At 28.0% G+C, this 16,469-nt stretch carries 16 protein-coding genes; 8 read left to right on the top strand and 8 right to left on the bottom strand.

Annotation, left to right across the window (positions count from 1 at the left end; genetic code table 11):
• Nucleotides 1-4 precede the first annotated feature (4 nt).
• Nucleotides 5-1,204 carry a PAS domain-containing sensor histidine kinase gene (locus CRV01_RS13040; protein WP_129008774.1) on the top strand — a complete coding sequence of 400 codons (1,200 nt, stop codon included), beginning with the start codon at nt 5-7 and terminating at the stop codon, nt 1,202-1,204.
• Nucleotides 1,205-1,888 (top strand): response regulator transcription factor, encoded by a 684-nt coding sequence (locus CRV01_RS13045; RefSeq protein WP_258238422.1) that lies wholly within the window; start codon nt 1,205-1,207, stop codon nt 1,886-1,888.
• Here the strand turns inward: CRV01_RS13045 and CRV01_RS13050 are convergent.
• From CRV01_RS13050 to CRV01_RS13060, 3 genes are read right to left on the bottom strand one after another with little or no spacing between them, the layout of a single operon-like run.
• A complete protein-coding gene (locus CRV01_RS13050; RefSeq protein ID WP_129008776.1) occupies nt 1,865-2,563 on the bottom strand; it encodes an anaerobic ribonucleoside-triphosphate reductase activating protein in 699 nt (232 codons plus the stop codon). The two genes, CRV01_RS13045 and CRV01_RS13050, sit on opposite strands and share 24 nt — an antisense overlap.
• Entirely contained in the window at nt 2,517-2,675 is a 159-nt protein-coding gene (gene nrdD, locus CRV01_RS13055) for an anaerobic ribonucleoside-triphosphate reductase (protein ID WP_129008778.1), read from the bottom strand. The genes CRV01_RS13050 and nrdD overlap by 47 nt, the downstream gene beginning before the upstream one ends.
• Nucleotides 2,656-4,767, bottom strand: a complete 2,112-nt coding sequence (locus CRV01_RS13060) for a ribonucleoside triphosphate reductase (protein ID WP_129008780.1) — start codon at nt 4,765-4,767, stop codon at nt 2,656-2,658. Before CRV01_RS13060 ends, nrdD begins: the two co-directional genes overlap by 20 nt.
• Nucleotides 4,768-5,008: 241 nt before the next feature.
• On the opposite strand from CRV01_RS13060, the gene CRV01_RS13065 reads away from it, so the two are divergent.
• From CRV01_RS13065 to lgt, 6 genes are all read left to right on the top strand, one after another.
• Complete coding sequence (locus tag CRV01_RS13065; RefSeq protein WP_129008782.1) at nt 5,009-6,163, top strand: 5-(carboxyamino)imidazole ribonucleotide synthase; 1,155 nt, start codon at nt 5,009-5,011, stop codon at nt 6,161-6,163.
• Nucleotides 6,160-6,702, top strand: a complete 543-nt coding sequence (purE, locus tag CRV01_RS13070) for a 5-(carboxyamino)imidazole ribonucleotide mutase (RefSeq protein WP_129008785.1) — start codon at nt 6,160-6,162, stop codon at nt 6,700-6,702. The genes CRV01_RS13065 and purE overlap by 4 nt, the downstream gene beginning before the upstream one ends.
• Nucleotides 6,703-6,768: 66 nt before the next feature.
• Nucleotides 6,769-7,701, top strand: coding sequence for an ornithine carbamoyltransferase (argF, locus tag CRV01_RS13075; RefSeq protein ID WP_129008787.1), 933 nt, complete (start codon nt 6,769-6,771; stop codon nt 7,699-7,701).
• Entirely contained in the window at nt 7,701-9,068 is a 1,368-nt protein-coding gene (hemN, locus tag CRV01_RS13080; protein WP_129008789.1) for an oxygen-independent coproporphyrinogen III oxidase, read from the top strand. The genes argF and hemN overlap by 1 nt, the downstream gene beginning before the upstream one ends.
• On the top strand, nt 9,068-10,366 hold the full coding sequence (locus tag CRV01_RS13085; RefSeq protein ID WP_129008791.1) for a (Fe-S)-binding protein: 1,299 nt from the start codon (nt 9,068-9,070) through the stop codon (nt 10,364-10,366). The genes hemN and CRV01_RS13085 overlap by 1 nt, the downstream gene beginning before the upstream one ends.
• On the top strand, nt 10,366-11,184 hold the full coding sequence (gene lgt, locus CRV01_RS13090; protein WP_129008793.1) for a prolipoprotein diacylglyceryl transferase: 819 nt from the start codon (nt 10,366-10,368) through the stop codon (nt 11,182-11,184). The genes CRV01_RS13085 and lgt overlap by 1 nt, the downstream gene beginning before the upstream one ends.
• On the opposite strand, the gene CRV01_RS13095 is transcribed toward lgt, so the two are convergent.
• The 5 genes from CRV01_RS13095 to polA form a co-directional block, all read right to left on the bottom strand.
• Nucleotides 11,177-12,463, bottom strand: coding sequence for a response regulator (locus CRV01_RS13095; RefSeq protein WP_129008795.1), 1,287 nt, complete (start codon nt 12,461-12,463; stop codon nt 11,177-11,179). The genes lgt and CRV01_RS13095 overlap by 8 nt on opposite strands.
• Complete coding sequence (locus tag CRV01_RS13100) at nt 12,441-12,701, bottom strand: DUF2116 family Zn-ribbon domain-containing protein (protein ID WP_114839111.1); 261 nt, start codon at nt 12,699-12,701, stop codon at nt 12,441-12,443. Before CRV01_RS13100 ends, CRV01_RS13095 begins: the two co-directional genes overlap by 23 nt.
• Entirely contained in the window at nt 12,701-12,904 is a 204-nt protein-coding gene (locus CRV01_RS13105; protein WP_129008797.1) for a hypothetical protein, read from the bottom strand. The genes CRV01_RS13100 and CRV01_RS13105 overlap by 1 nt, the downstream gene beginning before the upstream one ends.
• 20 nt (nt 12,905-12,924) lie before the next feature.
• On the bottom strand, nt 12,925-13,623 hold the full coding sequence (locus CRV01_RS13110; RefSeq protein WP_129008799.1) for a response regulator transcription factor: 699 nt from the start codon (nt 13,621-13,623) through the stop codon (nt 12,925-12,927).
• A gap of 103 nt (nt 13,624-13,726) precedes the next feature.
• The gene (gene polA / locus CRV01_RS13115) at nt 13,727-16,429 is read right to left on the bottom strand and encodes a DNA polymerase I (protein ID WP_129008801.1); all 2,703 of its coding nucleotides are present in this window, start codon (nt 16,427-16,429) and stop codon (nt 13,727-13,729) included.
• Between the last annotated feature and the right edge of the window lie 40 nt (nt 16,430-16,469).

The raw sequence follows: 16,469 nt of genomic DNA on the forward strand, positions 1-16,469 counted from the left end.
TACTATGAGTCAAACTTACCAAGAAGCAATTGAAAACTCAAATATTGTATCTAGAACAGATATAAATGGAATAATAACTTTTGTAAACGAGGAGTTTTGTAAAATCTCTGGCTTTACAAAAGAAGAGCTTCTTGGAAGTAATCATAATATAGTAAGACACCCTGAGGTTCCAAAAGAAAACTTCACTCTTTTATGGAATACAATTCTTTCAAAGAAACCTTATAAAACTACAGTTAAAAATCTTTGCAAAGATGGTTCAACTGTTTATCTTAATACTACAATTACACCTATTTTAGATGAAAATGAAAATATCAAAGAGTTTATAGCTATTAGATATGATGTTACACAAGAAGTAGAACTAAAAAAAGATTTAGAACAAAAAGATAAAGAATTAAATCTTCTAAATAAAACTTTGGAAGAAAAAGTTAAAAAACAAACAGCAAAACTTTTAGAATTAAACCAGACCTTAGAGCATAGAGTTGCAAAAGAGATTGAAAAAAATGAAGAGAAACAAAAACTTCTTTTTTGGCAATCTAGAATGGCAAGTTTAGGGCAAATGCTTGCTAATATTGCTCACCAATGGAGACAACCTCTAACAGAGCTTACATTAACACTATTTAATGTAAAAAAAGCTGTTAAAAAACAAAGTTCAAAGGAAATAGATAAATATTATAAAGAGTCCTTAGAGATAATAAATAATATGTCAAAAACTATTGAAGATTTTTCAAACTTTTTTAACCCAAATAAAGAGAAAGAAGAGTTTTGTTTAAAATCTTCCATTGAAGAAGCCTTAGCAATAACAAAAAAAATGTTAGAAAAAAATAATATAGAGATTAATACAAACTTAGAAAAAATAGATATTTTTGGAGTCTCTAATGAATTTTCTCAAATCATCATTAATCTTTTACAAAACTCTACAGATGCTTTTAAAGACAAAGAAAAGAAGAAAAAGATATCTATTAAAAGTTTTATAGATAAAGATTGTGCAATTATTGAATTTAAAGATAATGCAGGTGGAATAGAGGAAAAAACATTAGATAAGGTGTTTGAACCATATTTCACAACAAAACACCAATCTAATGGAACAGGATTAGGACTTTTTATGTCAAAAATGATTATAGAAAAGAGTCTAAATGGTAAAATGAGCTTAGAAAATTGTTTTGATGGAATAAATATAACTATAAAACTTCCCCTGGAGAAATAAGTGCAAGAAAATATATTAAAAGATTTGAAAATTTTATGTGTAGAAGATGAAGAAAATATCTCAAAACTATTAAAAAGTGCTATCTCTGAATATTTTTATTCATATACTGTAGCAAAAGATGGCGTAGAAGGATTAGAAAAGTTTAAAAAGCTAAGTCCTGATATTGTTATTACTGATATTATGATGCCAAATCTAGATGGTTTGGATATGACTAAAGAGATTAAACAAATAAATGAAGATATCCCTATAATTGTATTAAGTGCTTTTTCTGAAAAGGAAAAGCTTTTAAAAGCAATAGATGTAGGGATTAATAAATATTTTATTAAACCTTTTGATCCAGAAGAATTACTGGAATACTTAATATTAATGGCTAAAAAGATAAATAAACAAAGAGTTATTTGTTTAAATAAATATTTCTCTTTTGATGTAAACAGTAAAAACTTATTTGAAAATGATACTTTAATTAAATTAACTAAAAGAGAAAAAGAGTTTATAACTTTACTTATAAAAAACTCTAAAGAGTTTGTATCAACTGATATGATGAGAAAAGTACTTTGGGAAGAAGATGAGGTTTCTGATGAAAGAATAAGAACTTTTATTAAAAGATTAAGACAAAAGACAAAAAAAGAGCTTATTTTAAATATATCAGGACAAGGATATTTAATTTCTAAAACTGATATCTAAAATTTTATCAAGTTTAAAACAATCAAAACTTGTACTACTTTGTTTTAAGTTTGTAAAATTTTCTTCTTCTAAAAAATTTTGTATATAAAAAGTCTTTATGTAACCATTTTCACTTAATACCTTTTGCATCTCATTTATATCTTTTTCGTCTAATAAATCTCTATGTAAAGTTGTTCTTACTTCATAATCAATTGAAGAATTTACAAGAAATTTTAATGAAGAAAGAAATCTATCATATAAAGAACTTTTCGTAATATATTTAAATTTTTCTTTTGTACTTTTAAAATCTAAAGAGACAAAATCTAACAAATTTCTTTTTAAAAGTATTTCTAAAAGTTTTGGATTTGTACCATTTGTATCTAGTTTTATTTTAAAACCAAACTCTTTTATTTCTTTGCAAATAGGCAGTAAATTATGAATAGTAGCTTCTCCTCCACTTAACACTACAGCATCAAGAAGCCCTACTCTTTTTTTCAAAAAACTGTATAAGTCTTCTAACATATATTGTCCATTTTTTGCACTTACTATATTGCAGTTATAACAATACTGACATTGCATATTACAATGAATAAACCAAACAATACACGAAAGATGGTCCTTATAGTCAATTGTAGTAAAAGGTGTAATATTATAAATGATCTTTTTCAAGAAACTTAACCCTTTGTTTATGCTCACCTTTTTTACCAATATTGAAACTTTCAACTGGTCTATGATAACCCATAACTCTGGTATATACTATACATTTTGTACGTTTTTCTTGTAGTTTTTTAAGCTCTAAGCTTTGCATTTTTTAACTCCTCTTCTAAGATTTCTTGGTCACATTTTGGACAATATTCATACTCTCCATTTATATATCCATGTTTAGGACAAATTGAAAAAACAGGAGTAATAGTAATATATGGCAAAGTATAATTTGATATAACATTTTGAACTAACTTTCTGCAAGCTTCACTACTTGAAAGTTTTTCTTTCATATATAAGTGTAAAACTGTTCCACCTGTATATTTTCCTTGTAAATCATCTTGTAAATCTAAAGCTTCAAAAACATCTTCTGTATAATCAACAGGAAGTTGAGAAGAGTTAGTATAATAAATATTTTTATCGAATCCTGCTTGTAAAATATTTTTGTATCTTTTTTTGTCTTCTTTTGCAAACCTATAGGTAGTTCCTTCTGCTGGTGTTGCTTCAAGATTATATAAATTTCCTGTCTCTTCTTGATACTGAACCATCTTATCTCTCATAAAATCTAAAATCTCATGGGCAAAAATAATTCCATCTTCCTTTGAAATATCAAACTCCTCTTGAGAAAAGTTTAATATCATCTCATTTATACCATTTACTCCAATAGTAGAAAAGTGATTATTGAAGTTTGGAAGATATCTTTTTGTATATGGGAATAGTCCTCTTTCATACATTTCATTTACAAAAACTCTCTTTTTTTCTAAAGTTGATTTTGCTAAATCCATTAACTCTTCAAGTTTTTCAAAAAGCTTTTCTTTGTTTCCTTGATATAAATACCCTAACCTTGCCATATTTATGGTTACTACACCTATACTTCCTGTCATTTCAGCACTTCCAAAAAGACCACCACCTCTTTTTAAAAGCTCTCTTAAGTCTAATTGTAATCTACAACACATAGACCTAACGTGACCTGGTTTATATGCCTTATCATTTGGTATTAAATTTCCTACTTCATCTTTAGTATATTGACTTCCTATAAAGTTTTGAAAGTATGAACTTCCTATTTTCGCTGTATTTTCAAATAAAAGGTCAGTATTTTCTCCATGCCAATCAAAATCTTCTGTGATATTTACTGTAGGAATTGGGAAAGTAAAAGGTTGTCCTGTTTTGTCACCTTCTGTCATAACTTCATAATAAGCTTTATTTATCATATCCATCTGCTTTTGAAAAGCTTTATATGTCATATCAGTTAAAGACTCAAAGCCTTTATTTTTTGCTCTTTGAAGTAACTCTTCATCTTCTATACCTTCAAAAAGATGATGTTGTTTTTTAGTTGGTATTTGATCTTTTAAATCCTCTGGTACTGTCCAATCAATAGTTATATTTGTAAAAGGACTTTGTCCCCATCGTGCTGGAACATTTAAGTTATAAATAAAACTTCTAATATTTTTCTTTACTTCCTTAAATGATAATTTATCTTTGAAAACATAAGGTGCTAAATAAGTATCAAAAGAAGAAAAAGCTTGTGCTCCTGCCCATTCACTTTGTAAAATACCTAAAAAGTTTGCCATTTGACCTAAGGCTTCTCTAAAATGATTTGGAGCTGTACTTTCTACTCTTCCTCTTACTCCATTAAAGCCTTCATCAAGTAATACCCTTAGACTCCAACCTGCACAATAACCACTTAAACAATCTAAATCATGAATGTGATAATCAGCATTTCTATGGGCATAACCTTCTTCTTTTGAATATACTTTATCTAACCAGTAGTTTGCTATAACCTTTCCTGCTGTATTGTTTATAAGACCTGCATGAGAATAACCAGTATTTGAGTTTGCTTTAATTCTCCAATCACTTCCATTTATGTATTCTTCAATAGTTTGAGTAGAGTTTATATATGTAGTATCTTCTTCTAAACCTAAAACTTGTTCTCTTTGTAACTTATGCAGATGTCTATATAACATAAATGATTTCATTACATCGAAATATCTTGCTTTGAATAGTTCATTTTCAATAATATCTTGGATATCTTCAACTGCAACTACTCTTTTTTGCTCAATAATTGCTAATACATTAAAATAAACCGATGAGTCAAAAGTTGTATGTGCACTTTTAAAAGCTTTTTTTATTGCATCTTTAATTTTATAAGAATGAAAATCTTCATATGTTCCATCTCTTTTTAATATTTTATTTACCATTTTTTTACCTTTCACGATAGCAATATTAAAGCTTTCGTACTTAAAAAATAATAATTAAAAAAGTCACAAAAAAGTCACTACTTAGACTATATAATCGAGTTTTATAAATAAATAGTCAAGTAAAATCTTTTTCATTTTATAAAAAGCAATTATTAGATATAATATCTACCTTTTAAGAAAACAAAAAAGTTATAAAAAGTGTTTAATACAACTACACAAAAAACTATTGGAGAAAAGATTGATGGATAAAAACTTTAACTATTCTAGTTTAAAGCTTGGAATTATTGGTGGTGGACAGTTAGGTAAGATTATGTCTCAAAAAGCTAAAAAGATGGGATTTCATGTAACTATACTAGACCCAACATTTAACTGTCCTGCGGCACAAGTTTCAGACAAGCATATCATGGGTGGATTCTATGATAAAGAAAAACTAGAACAATTAGTTCAAGAAAATGATGTTACAACTTTTGAATTAGAACATGTAGATACTGCTATTTTAAAAAAGTTATATGATGGTGGTCATAATATTCATCCTTCTCCATACGTAATGGAATTAATTCAAAATAAATATGAACAAAAAAAACTTTTAGATGAAAAAGGTATTCCAGTGCCAGCATACAAAGATGTAAAATCAAAAGAAGATTTAAGTGCATTTGGTTTTCCAGTTGTACAAAAAGCTAAACTTGGTGGATATGATGGACAAGGTGTTCAAGTATTAAAATCTTTAGAAGATGTTGAAACTAAAGCACTTAAAGGAGAATCTTTTATTGAAGAGATGGTTGACATTGATAAAGAGCTTGCAGTTATTGTTGCTAGAAACATAGAAGGTCAAATGAAATGTTATCCTGTAGTTGAGATGCTTTTTGATGAAAGAGTCAATATCTGTGACTCTGTAATGGCTCCTGCAAGAATTTCTAAAGAGATTGAAGAAAAATCTTTAGAAATTTGTAAAAAATCAATTGAAGCTTTAGATGGTGTTGGTATTTTTGGGGTAGAATTATTTTTAACAAAATCTGGAGAGATTCAAGTAAATGAAATTGCTCCTAGACCACATAACTCAGGTCACTATACAGTAGAAGCATGTGCGACATCTCAATTTGAACAAATTATTCGTGCTGTTACAAACTTACCATTAGGTTCTACTAAATTAATTTCTCCTGCAGTGATGGTTAACTTACTTGGAGAACAAGGATATGAAGGTGAACCTTTTATTGAAGGAATTCATGATGCATTAGAGATTCCTGAATTATCTTTTCACTTTTATGGAAAATCTTTTACAAAACCATTTAGAAAAATGGGACATATTACAGTATTAGATGATGATATTAATATAGCACTAAAGAAAGCAAATAAAGCAAAAGAGATTTTAAAAATTAAAGGGAGCAAAAAAGTATGAGCCAAGTAGAAAATAAACCACTTGTAGGAATTATTATGGGGTCTGACTCTGATTTACCAGTTATGAGTGCAGCAGCTGATATGTGTGAGAAGTTTGGAATAGATTATGAAGTAACAATTGTTTCAGCACATAGAACACCAGAAAGATTAGTTAAATATGCAACTAAAGCAGAAAAAAAAGGACTAAGAGTTATTATTGCAGGAGCTGGTGGAGCTGCACATTTACCAGGTATGGTTGCATCTATGACTGCACTTCCTGTTATTGGAGTTCCTGTTAAGGGATCTAATTTAGAAGGAATGGACTCACTTTTATCAATTGTTCAAATGCCAGGAGGAGTTCCTGTTGCAACAGTTGCAGTTAATGGAGCTAAAAATGCAGGTATTTTAGCTGCACAAATGATTGGTATAAAATCTAAAGAAGTTAGAAAGAAAGTATCAGAATATAAAAAAGAGATGCTTGATGAGGTTAATGCAAAAATTGAAAAGCTTGAAGATATTAAATATAAAAAATATTTAGAGCAAATGCCAAAGAAAAAGTAAAACGATATAAGTTAAAGTAAAGGCACTTAATATATAATTTGTGCTTTTATTACAAAGGGGTACCCGATGAGACATTTTTTAACATTAAAAGATTATTCAAAAGAAGAAATTTTAGAAATATTAGAATTAGCACATAAAATAAAAAAAGAGACTAAAAAAGGTGTATTTAAAGACTATATGCCAAAAAATACTCTAGGAATGATTTTTGAAAAATCAAGTACTAGAACAAGAGTTAGTTTCGAAGTTGGTATTTATCAACTAGGTGGTGTAGGTTTATTTTTATCATCAAATGACATTCAACTAGGAAGAGGTGAGCCTATGAGTGACACTTCTAGAGTAGTTTCTAGTATGGTTGATATGGTTATGATTAGAACTTTTGCACAATCAAAAATTGAAGAGTTTGCTAAATATTCTAAAGTTCCTGTTATAAATGGACTTACAACTGAGTATCACCCAGTACAACTTATGGCTGATTATATGACTATCCAAGAAGCAAAATTAGATAAAGATTTAGTTGTTGCTTATATTGGAGATGGAAATAATCTTGCTCACTCTTGGTTAATGTTAGCTTCAAAACTTGGGTTTGAACTTAGAATTGCTACGCCAAAAGGTTATGAAGTAGATGAAAACATTTTAAATGATGCTTTAGAGTTTGCAAAAGAATCAGGAGCAAAAATCTCTATTGGAAATGACCCTAAAGAAGCTTGTAAAGATGCAACAGTTATCACAACTGATACTTGGGTTTCTATGGGACAAGAAGAAGAGAAAGAACAAAGACTAAAAGATTTTGATGGATATATTGTAGATGATGCTATGATGAAACTAGGTAGCAAAAATGCGAAATTCTTACACTGTTTACCTGCTTATAGAGGTTATGAAGTAAGTGATGATGTTATTGAAGGTCAAGATAGTTTAGTTTTTGAAGAAGCAGAAAATAGATTACATGCACAAAAAGGTGTAATGGTTTGGCTTCATAACTTAAGAAAAAAAGAACAATAATGATTGATTTTAAAAAATTTGAAAAATATTCGAGACCTGGACCTAGATATACTTCATATCCAACGGCTCCAGAGTTTTCAGAAAGTTTTACGCAAGAAGATTTAAAAAACTACTTCAAAAATCAAGATAGTAAAAGAAATCTATCTTTATATTTACATTTACCATTTTGTAGATCTGCCTGTTATTTTTGTGGTTGTAATGTAATTTTTACATCAAAAGAGGATAAAAAAGTTAGATATTTAGAATATTTACAAAAAGAGCTAAATATTTTAAAACAATATCTAAATACTTCTAGAGAAGTGTCTCAAATGCACTTTGGTGGAGGAACTCCAACATTCTTCTCACCTTCTCAATTAGAAGAAGTTATTTCTATGATAAAAGAGGTTTTCCCTAATTTTAGTGCAGATGCTGAAATTTCTTGTGAAGTTGATCCTAGATATTTTACAAAAGAGCATATGGATGTACTTAAAGCTGGTGGTTTTAATAGACTTTCATTTGGTGTACAAGACTTAAATGAGAAAGTACAAAAAACTATTCATAGAATTCAACCATATGAAACAACTCAAAATGTAATGAATATTGCAAGAGAAGCTGGAATTAAATCTATTAATATTGATTTAATTTATGGACTTCCTCATCAAAACAAAAAAACATTCCATGAAACTATTGAAAAGGTTATACAATTAAATCCTGATAGATTAGCTGTATTTAACTACGCTCATGTTCCATGGCTTATGAAAACAATGAGAAAGTTTGATGAATCAACTTTTGCTCCACCATCAGAAAAATTAGAGATTTTAAAAGACACTATTGAGTTTTTTACAACAAATGGTTATAAAATGGTTGGAATGGATCACTTTGCAAAACCTGAAGATGAACTATTTAAAGCTATTGAAAAAGGTGAACTTCATAGAAATTTCCAAGGTTATACTACCAAAGGTGGTGCTGATTTAATAGGAATTGGAGTTACTTCTATAGGAAATGGTGTTGACTATTATGCACAAAATTTTAAAGACTTAAAACAGTATGAAACTGCTATTGATAACGGTGACTTACCTATTTTTAAAGGTTATAAGTTAAGTGGTGATGATATCTTAAGACAATATGTAATAATGGAGCTTATGAGTAACTTCTCTTTAAATATAAAAAGAGTAGAAGAAAACTTTAATATAGATTTTAATGAATACTTTGATGATGCGATAGAAGCTTTAGGTGAGTTTGAGCAAGCCCAACTTGTAGAAATTACAGAAGATAAAATCCAAGTATCACAAACAGGAACAATGCTAATTAGAAATATTTGTATGCCATTTGATGCATATTTAAATAAGATTCCTGAAAACAAAAGAAGGTTTAGTAAAACAATATAATGGCTAAGTTAGAAAAATTTAATTACACTGCTATTTCAGACGATTGTGTTAAATGTGGTAAATGTAAACCTGTATGTACAATTTTTAATATAAATCAAGATGAAGCAACATCACCTAGAGGTTTTATTGACTTATTAGGTGCATATGAAAGAGATGAGTTAGAACTTGATAAAAATGCAAAAGACATTTTTGAGTCATGTTTTTTATGTACTAACTGTGTTGAAGTATGTCCTAATGACTTACCAACAGATATGATTATTGAGCAAGTAAGAAGTGATATTGCAAAAAAATATGGTATAGCTTGGTATAAAAGATTATTCTTCTTCCTTTTAAGACACAGAAAAACTATGGATTTTTTATCAAAACTAGGATGGATGTTTCAAACATGTGCATTAAAAATAAATGAAAAAAAAGAGTCTGCACTACCTAGATTTTCTTTACCAATTGTAAAAAAAGATAGAGCTTTACCTTATGCTGATTCAAAATCTTTTTTAAATAAATATCCTGAGAATATTTCATCAAATAAAAAAGATATTGTTGATTCTAAGAAAAATAAAGTTGCTATATTTATTGGTTGTATGAGTAATTATACTTACACCAAAACAGGTGATTCATTAGTAAAAATTCTTAAAAAACTTGAACTTGATATTTTTATTCCTAAAAAACAATTATGTTGTGGTGCACCTGCATACTTTACAGGAGCATTTGATACAGTTGATTTCTTAGTAAAACATAATATTGAATACTTTGAGTCTTGGATTGATGATGTAGATGCTATCATTATTCCTGAAGCTACTTGTAGTGCTATGATAAACCAAGACTGGGAACACTATTTACATGACCAACCTGAGTGGAAAGAAAGAGCAGCTAAAATTTCTAAAAAAGTTTATATGGCTACAAAATGGCTTGAAAACAATACAGAATTAAAAGATATTCTTGCGAAATCAAATAAAAAGATGAATGAGCTAGTTACTTATCATGATCCATGTCATGCAAAGAAAATGCAAAACGTATGGCAAGAGCCAAGAAATCTTTTAAAACAAAACTATAATTTACAAGAGATGAGTGATTCAAACAGATGTTGTGGCTTTGGTGGTGTTACTATGCAAACAGAAAAATATGATTTTGCAAAAGCAGCAGGACTTCCAAAAGCAGCAATGATAAAAGATACAAAAGCTCAAATTGTTAGTGCTGAATGTTCTGCATGTAGAATGCAAATTACAAACTCTTTACACCAAGCTGATGTAGATGTTGAGTTTAAAAATCCTATTGAATTAATTGCAGAAGCTATTGACTAATGGAATTTTGGCGAAATATATATTCTCATTTTGATCCTATAGCAATAAGTATAGGTTCTATTAATGTTCATTGGTATGGAATCATGTATGCCCTTGCCCTACTTTCTGCAATTTTTGTAGCAAAGTGGCTAATAAAAAAAGATAATTTACCTATTTCTTCTGACCTATTTGATTCTTATATCTGGTGGGTTGAAATAGGTGTTATTTTAGGAGCAAGACTTGGTTATATAATTTTTTATGACCCTAATACAATGTATTACCTAACTCATCCTTGGCAAATATTTAATCCTTTTATAAATGGTGAGTTTACAGGAATCTCTGGAATGAGTTATCATGGAGCTTTTATAGGCTTTTTAATTGCTTCCTTACTATTTTGTAGAAAACATAAAGTATCTTTTTGGTTTTTAGCTGATATTGCTGTACTTGGTATTAGTGCAGGATATGTATTTGGTAGAATTGGTAACTTCTTTAATCAAGAGTTAGTAGGAAGAACTACAGATGTTTCTTGGGGAATTTATGTAAATGGAATATTAAGACATCCTTCACAGCTTTATGAAGCAGTTTTAGAAGGCTTATTAATATTTACTATTCTTTACTATTTTAGAAATAAAAAGAGCTTTGATGGACAATTAGCAATTATGTATGGAGTTTTATACTCTATTGCAAGAATTATTGCAGAATTATTTAGACAACCTGATGTTCAACTGGGATTTATCTATAGTGACTGGCTTACAATGGGAATGTTAATTTCAGGAATATTTGCAATATTTAGTTTAAGTGTACTACTTGTAATAGATAAAAAAAGAAAGACTACCTAACGGTAATCTTTCCATACTGTTTTTCATAAGCTTCAATCAAATCCTCTAAATCAGCAATTTTCTTTCTATATTCATCTATATAACCTTGTAAAGTTTTAATTGCTTCTTGTGACTTTTCTATTTTTTCAGTGATTAAAGCATTTTTCTTTTTAAAACTATTATATTTTTCTAAAGAAATAACAGCAGTTTTATGAAGCTTCTCTACTTTTTCTTGATAGGCTTTTTGCATATTATCAAGCTTATCATTAGACTCTTTATATTTTCTTTCTAATGATAAGATTCTTCCTTTATCATCATTATGTTTTTCCCTAAGAGTTTTTATTTGGTCATTAAGTCCTTGAATAAATTTAGCCATCTTTTCATCAGTTTCCATCTTTGCTGCATGTACAGCATCATGAAATTCTTCTTGTAGCTGTTTTTCATGTTTTACTTTTTGAGACTTCTGATGCATAATATATTTTTTTAATTTATGCTTTTCTTCTTCTTGCTCAGTTATTAAAAATCTACTTCCTACGTATTTTTCAATATTTCCTTCATTATCTAAAATAGGGAAAATAGTAGCTTGTACATAATATGTACTGCCATCTTTTGCTTTGTTTTTTAGCTTACCTTTCCAAGTTTGTTTATTTTGAATAGTTTCCCAAAGATTTCTATAAACTGCTTTTGAAACATCTGGATGTCTTACTATATTATGAGGTTTTCCAATAAGCTCTTCTTTTGAATAACCAGAAACTTCACAAAAAATATCATTTGCATATGTTATAACTCCATTTAAGTCTGTTTCACTTACAAGGTTCTCTTTGTCTAATATATCTTTATATATTACAAGTTCATTTCTTTGTTTTTCTACAACTTTTTTATTTGCTAAGTCTTCTAATATTTTATGCATAATTTTAAGAGTTGTATTAAGTTGAATGGGTTTTACAATATAATCCGTTATTTTTAATTTAATTGTATTGATTAATTGATTAATATCGTTGAAGATAGTAACAATAAGAACTGGTATATCAGTATTTTCTTCTCTAACTTTTGAAAGAAAGTCAATTCCATCAAGGTTAGGCATTTCAATATCAGTTAAAATTAGATCAATTTCTGATTTATGATCTTGGAAAAGCTCTAAACCTTCTTTACCGTCACTTCCAACTAAAATTTTTTTAAAAATTTTTTCAAAGACTGATAAAGTATCTTTTCTTATTTGTTCATCTGGTTCTAAATATAATAGTGTTGATTGATTTAAAATTGTGTCAGAAAACTGACTAATTTGACTCGATGTATCCATATTCTATTGCCAGTTCTTCAATTTTCTTTTGCAATAGATCAATTCTCCAGCCATGTCTATTTCCAAAGTTTTCAATTTCTACTTCTCTTTGTTCAGGAGTACAAAAAACAAAAATTCTTTTTAAAAATGGTTTTGGTACCTGTATTGCAATTAATTGAAAATAGTTCTCTTTACAGCTTCTTGAACAAAAAGCTTTACTCATAGCAATTTTTTTACCACAGTATGGACAATGTGACATTAATATCTTCTCCCCTCTTCTTTCGGTATTATTTTATAAAGTTTTGCATTAGTTACATCTTGTAAATATTTTGGTTCAACATCATGTAAAGCAATTATTTCAACTTCTTTACCGTTCATCAACCAAGCCTTATTTGTATCAATAATAACTTCGTCTTGAAATAATTGAATTAATTCACTTTTTGATAATATTTTTTCTTCCATATTTTACTTCATAAAAAATATTATTCTTTAAATTCTAAGGTATAACCTTTATTAGAATGGTTTCTTATAATTTCATAATAAGTTTTTTGTCTAATTTTATTAACAATATTTCTCATTGTATAAATAGACATATTTTTACCCTTCCAAACAACATCTTTAATCGTATCATAATCAACAACTTCACCTCTTTTAGAGATAAGAAGCTTCATAAAACCTTTTTCTAATCTTGTAAAATCAACTAAGCTTCCACCAGATTTAAAAAATTGATCTCTATACTCATCAAAGTAGATTCCATTGTTGAACTCTACTTTATCACCTCTTTTTGTTTGATTTAAACACATAATAACAGATAACTTAATATCTTCTGGTCTTAAAGGCTTTGTCAAGAAAGTATATGCACTATTGTTAATTGCAACTACAATATCTTCATTACTTCCTCTATCAGAAATAACTATTTTTGGCAAAGTCGGAGCAACTTTTGTTATACCTGAACATGCTTCATCAAAATCTTTTGAAACAACATTTGTATCAATAATTGCCATATCGAAGTTTTGATTTTTTAATAATTCAATTGCTTCAGTAGAACTTTTAACTAATACTAATTCCCTAAAGTATTCGTCAAACTCAATTTCAATACTATTTTGTACTTCACTATCATTACTTATTACAAGTAATTTTGCATTGTATAATTTTCTTATATTCTTTAAAGTTTTAAGCATAATATCACTCTTTACTTAATAATTTTTAGCATTTTATCTAAAATAATTCAAATTGTCAAAGAAAAATTATTAAAAAATAAATTTATAATACACTATTTAAATACTATTTCAGCTCTTGCCATGTATTACCAACTGACTTTGACACTTTTAGAGGTATCTTTAAAGAATAAATATTTTCCATTATTTCTACTAATTTATTAGTTATTTTATCAACTTCAGACTCTTTTATCTCAAATATAAGTTCATCATGAATTTGAAGTAACATTCTTATATCTTCATTATCTTTAAATTCATTAAAAATTTTAATCATTGAAAGCTTTATTAAATCTGCTGCACTACCTTGAAATAATGTATTTACAGATTCTCTTAAGTATGCAGCTTTCATCATCGCATTTGCAGAATCAAAGTCAAAAAGTCTTCTTCTTTTTAATAAAGTCTCTACATAACCATTTTCTAAAGCAGCGTCTTCAACAGATTTAAAGTAATCTTTTACACTAACAAAAGCTTTAAAATATGACTCTATATATTGCTTAGCTTCTTTTGTTGATATTCCTAATGTATCAGCAAGTTTTCTACTTCCCATTCCATAAAGTAGTCCAAAATTAATTGATTTTGCAATTGATCTTTTTTCTTTTGCTTCTTTTTCCCCAAAAATTTTCACCGCTGTTTGATGATGAATATCTAAATTATTATTGAAAGCATCAACTAAAGCCTTATCTTCACTAAAATGAGCAAGTAGTCTTAACTCAATTTGAGAATAATCAATACCAACTAATTTAAATCCATCTTTTGGAATAAATACACTTCTAATCAAAGACCCAGCTGGTGTTCTAACTGGTATATTTTGTAGGTTTGGATTTTTAGAACTTAATCTTCCAGTAGCCGTTCCTGTTTGTAAAAATGATGTATAAATTCTATTTTCATTATCTTTTAAAGCCAATTCTAAAAGTGGTTCTATATATGTAGATTGTAATTTAAAAGCTTCTCTATACTCTAAAATTAAAGGAATTACTTCATGTTCATCATATAGTTTTTGTAATACAAACTCATTTGTACTATATCCACTTTTTGTTTTTTTAGAAGGAGGAAGTTTTAAAGTATCAAACAATACTTCTCCAAGTTGTTTTGGAGAGTTGATATTGAACTCAACTCCAGACTTTTCATAAATATCTATTTTAAGTTCTTGAATATGTTTATTGTTTTTTTCTTTTAACTCTTCTAGTTTTTTAATATCAAGCTTTATTCCATTATCTTCCATATTTGCAAGTATATATATAAATTCAAACTCAACTTCATGTGCTAAGTTAATAAGATGCTCAGAATCTTTTTCTTTTAATTCATCAGTAAGTTTAAAATAAATATTTCTCGTAAATACAGCATCTTCAGCAGCATATTTACAAGCTTCATTAATATCTACATTTGAAAAATTTTCACCTTTTTTTACTACGTCTTTAAAACTAATCATCTCATGGTCATAATATTTTAAAGCTAAAGCATCAAGTCCAATTTTTGAGCTTGTATCTAATAACCAAGCTAAAATCATGGTATCAGCAAAAAGATTTAATTCTATTCCTAATTGATTCTTAATAATTGCAAAATCATATTTAAAGTTTTGTAATACAAGTTTTCTTTTATTTAAGATTTCTATTGCCTGTTTTGCAACTTCTTTTGATATTTGATTTGATACGCCTAAATAATAATGTCCAATTGGTACATAATAACCTATTCCCTCTTCATAAGAGAAAGAGAAACCTACTAAAGAGGCATTTCTTACATCTAAGTCTGTTGTTTCCGTATCAAAAGCAACAATAGCAATTTCAGGAATTGACGAAACAACTTCTAAAAGCTTTTTTTCATCATCCAATAAAATATACTCTGTTTTTAGTTCTTTTTTTACTTCAACAGGCTTTTCTTCATAACCTTTTGGAATTGATGTTTTATAACTTAGTCCATCTTTTTCAACTTTTGAAATAATTCTATTTAAATCATATTCCATTAAAGTATCTGCTATTTTTAAAACAGGGTTTTCTTGGGGTAAAACATATTTTTCAATATCTTCAATAGCATGACACTCGGTATAAAGTGTTACAAGTTTCTTAGAAACATAAGCTAAATCTTTACCTTCTGTAAGTAAGTTTTTCCATCTTGTTTTTTCTATATTTTCTATATTTGCATAGATATTATCTAAATTATCAAACTGTTTAATTAATGCTTCTGCTGTTTTAGCCCCTACTCCTTTTACTCCAGGAACATTATCAGCACTATCCCCTAAAAGAGACTGATAATCTGTAAATTGTGCTGGTGTTACACCATATTTATCATAACATTTTTGTTCATCTACTACTGATTTTTTAATTGGGTCAAATAAATAAACATTATCATCTATTAATTGATATAAATCCTTATCATGAGAAACAACTCTAACAGCAAGGTTTTTCTCTTTTGCATCCTTTGCAATTGAGGCTATAACATCATCGGCTTCATATCCATCTTCCATTGCTATTTGAAATCCCATTTTTTCAATCCAATCAATTGCAACAGGTAATTGTTTTAATAAATCTTCTGGAACATCAGGTCTATGAGATTTATATTCATTATAAATTTCTTTTCTAAAAGTATCACCCTTAGAATCAAGTGCAAATACTAGATAATCTGTTTGAAAATCTCTACCTATATTTGAAATAAAGTTCATAAATCCTGTTAAAAGTCCTGTTGGAAAACCACTTTTTGATTTTAAAGGGGGTAATGCGTAATAAGCTCTAAATAAAAAACCAAAGGTATCAATAACTGTAATTGTTTTTTTCATAAATTATTTCTCTCAAAATTATATTTTTTAAATAATGTAC

It is taken from the genome of Arcobacter sp. CECT 8983 (genome assembly GCF_004118855.1).
GTDB lineage: Bacteria > Campylobacterota > Campylobacteria > Campylobacterales > Arcobacteraceae > Halarcobacter.

Bases quoted from the DNA above. Each gene is read 5' to 3' on its own strand.
- CRV01_RS13040 (WP_129008774.1), top strand. From the start codon at position 5: ATGAGTCAAACTTACCAAGAAGCAATTGAAAACTCAAATATTGTATCT.
- nrdD (WP_129008778.1), bottom strand. From the start codon at position 2,675: ATGCAAAGCTTAGAGCTTAAAAAACTACAAGAAAAACGTACAAAATGT.
- CRV01_RS13060 (WP_129008780.1), bottom strand. From the start codon at position 4,767: ATGGTAAATAAAATATTAAAAAGAGATGGAACATATGAAGATTTTCAT.
- CRV01_RS13065 (WP_129008782.1), top strand. From the start codon at position 5,009: ATGGATAAAAACTTTAACTATTCTAGTTTAAAGCTTGGAATTATTGGT.
- purE (WP_129008785.1), top strand. From the start codon at position 6,160: ATGAGCCAAGTAGAAAATAAACCACTTGTAGGAATTATTATGGGGTCT.
- argF (WP_129008787.1), top strand. From the start codon at position 6,769: ATGAGACATTTTTTAACATTAAAAGATTATTCAAAAGAAGAAATTTTA.
- hemN (WP_129008789.1), top strand. From the start codon at position 7,701: ATGATTGATTTTAAAAAATTTGAAAAATATTCGAGACCTGGACCTAGA.
- CRV01_RS13085 (WP_129008791.1), top strand. From the start codon at position 9,068: ATGGCTAAGTTAGAAAAATTTAATTACACTGCTATTTCAGACGATTGT.
- lgt (WP_129008793.1), top strand. From the start codon at position 10,366: ATGGAATTTTGGCGAAATATATATTCTCATTTTGATCCTATAGCAATA.
- CRV01_RS13095 (WP_129008795.1), bottom strand. From the start codon at position 12,463: ATGGATACATCGAGTCAAATTAGTCAGTTTTCTGACACAATTTTAAAT.
- CRV01_RS13100 (WP_114839111.1), bottom strand. From the start codon at position 12,701: ATGTCACATTGTCCATACTGTGGTAAAAAAATTGCTATGAGTAAAGCT.
- CRV01_RS13105 (WP_129008797.1), bottom strand. From the start codon at position 12,904: ATGGAAGAAAAAATATTATCAAAAAGTGAATTAATTCAATTATTTCAA.
- CRV01_RS13110 (WP_129008799.1), bottom strand. From the start codon at position 13,623: ATGCTTAAAACTTTAAAGAATATAAGAAAATTATACAATGCAAAATTA.
- polA (WP_129008801.1), bottom strand. From the start codon at position 16,429: ATGAAAAAAACAATTACAGTTATTGATACCTTTGGTTTTTTATTTAGA.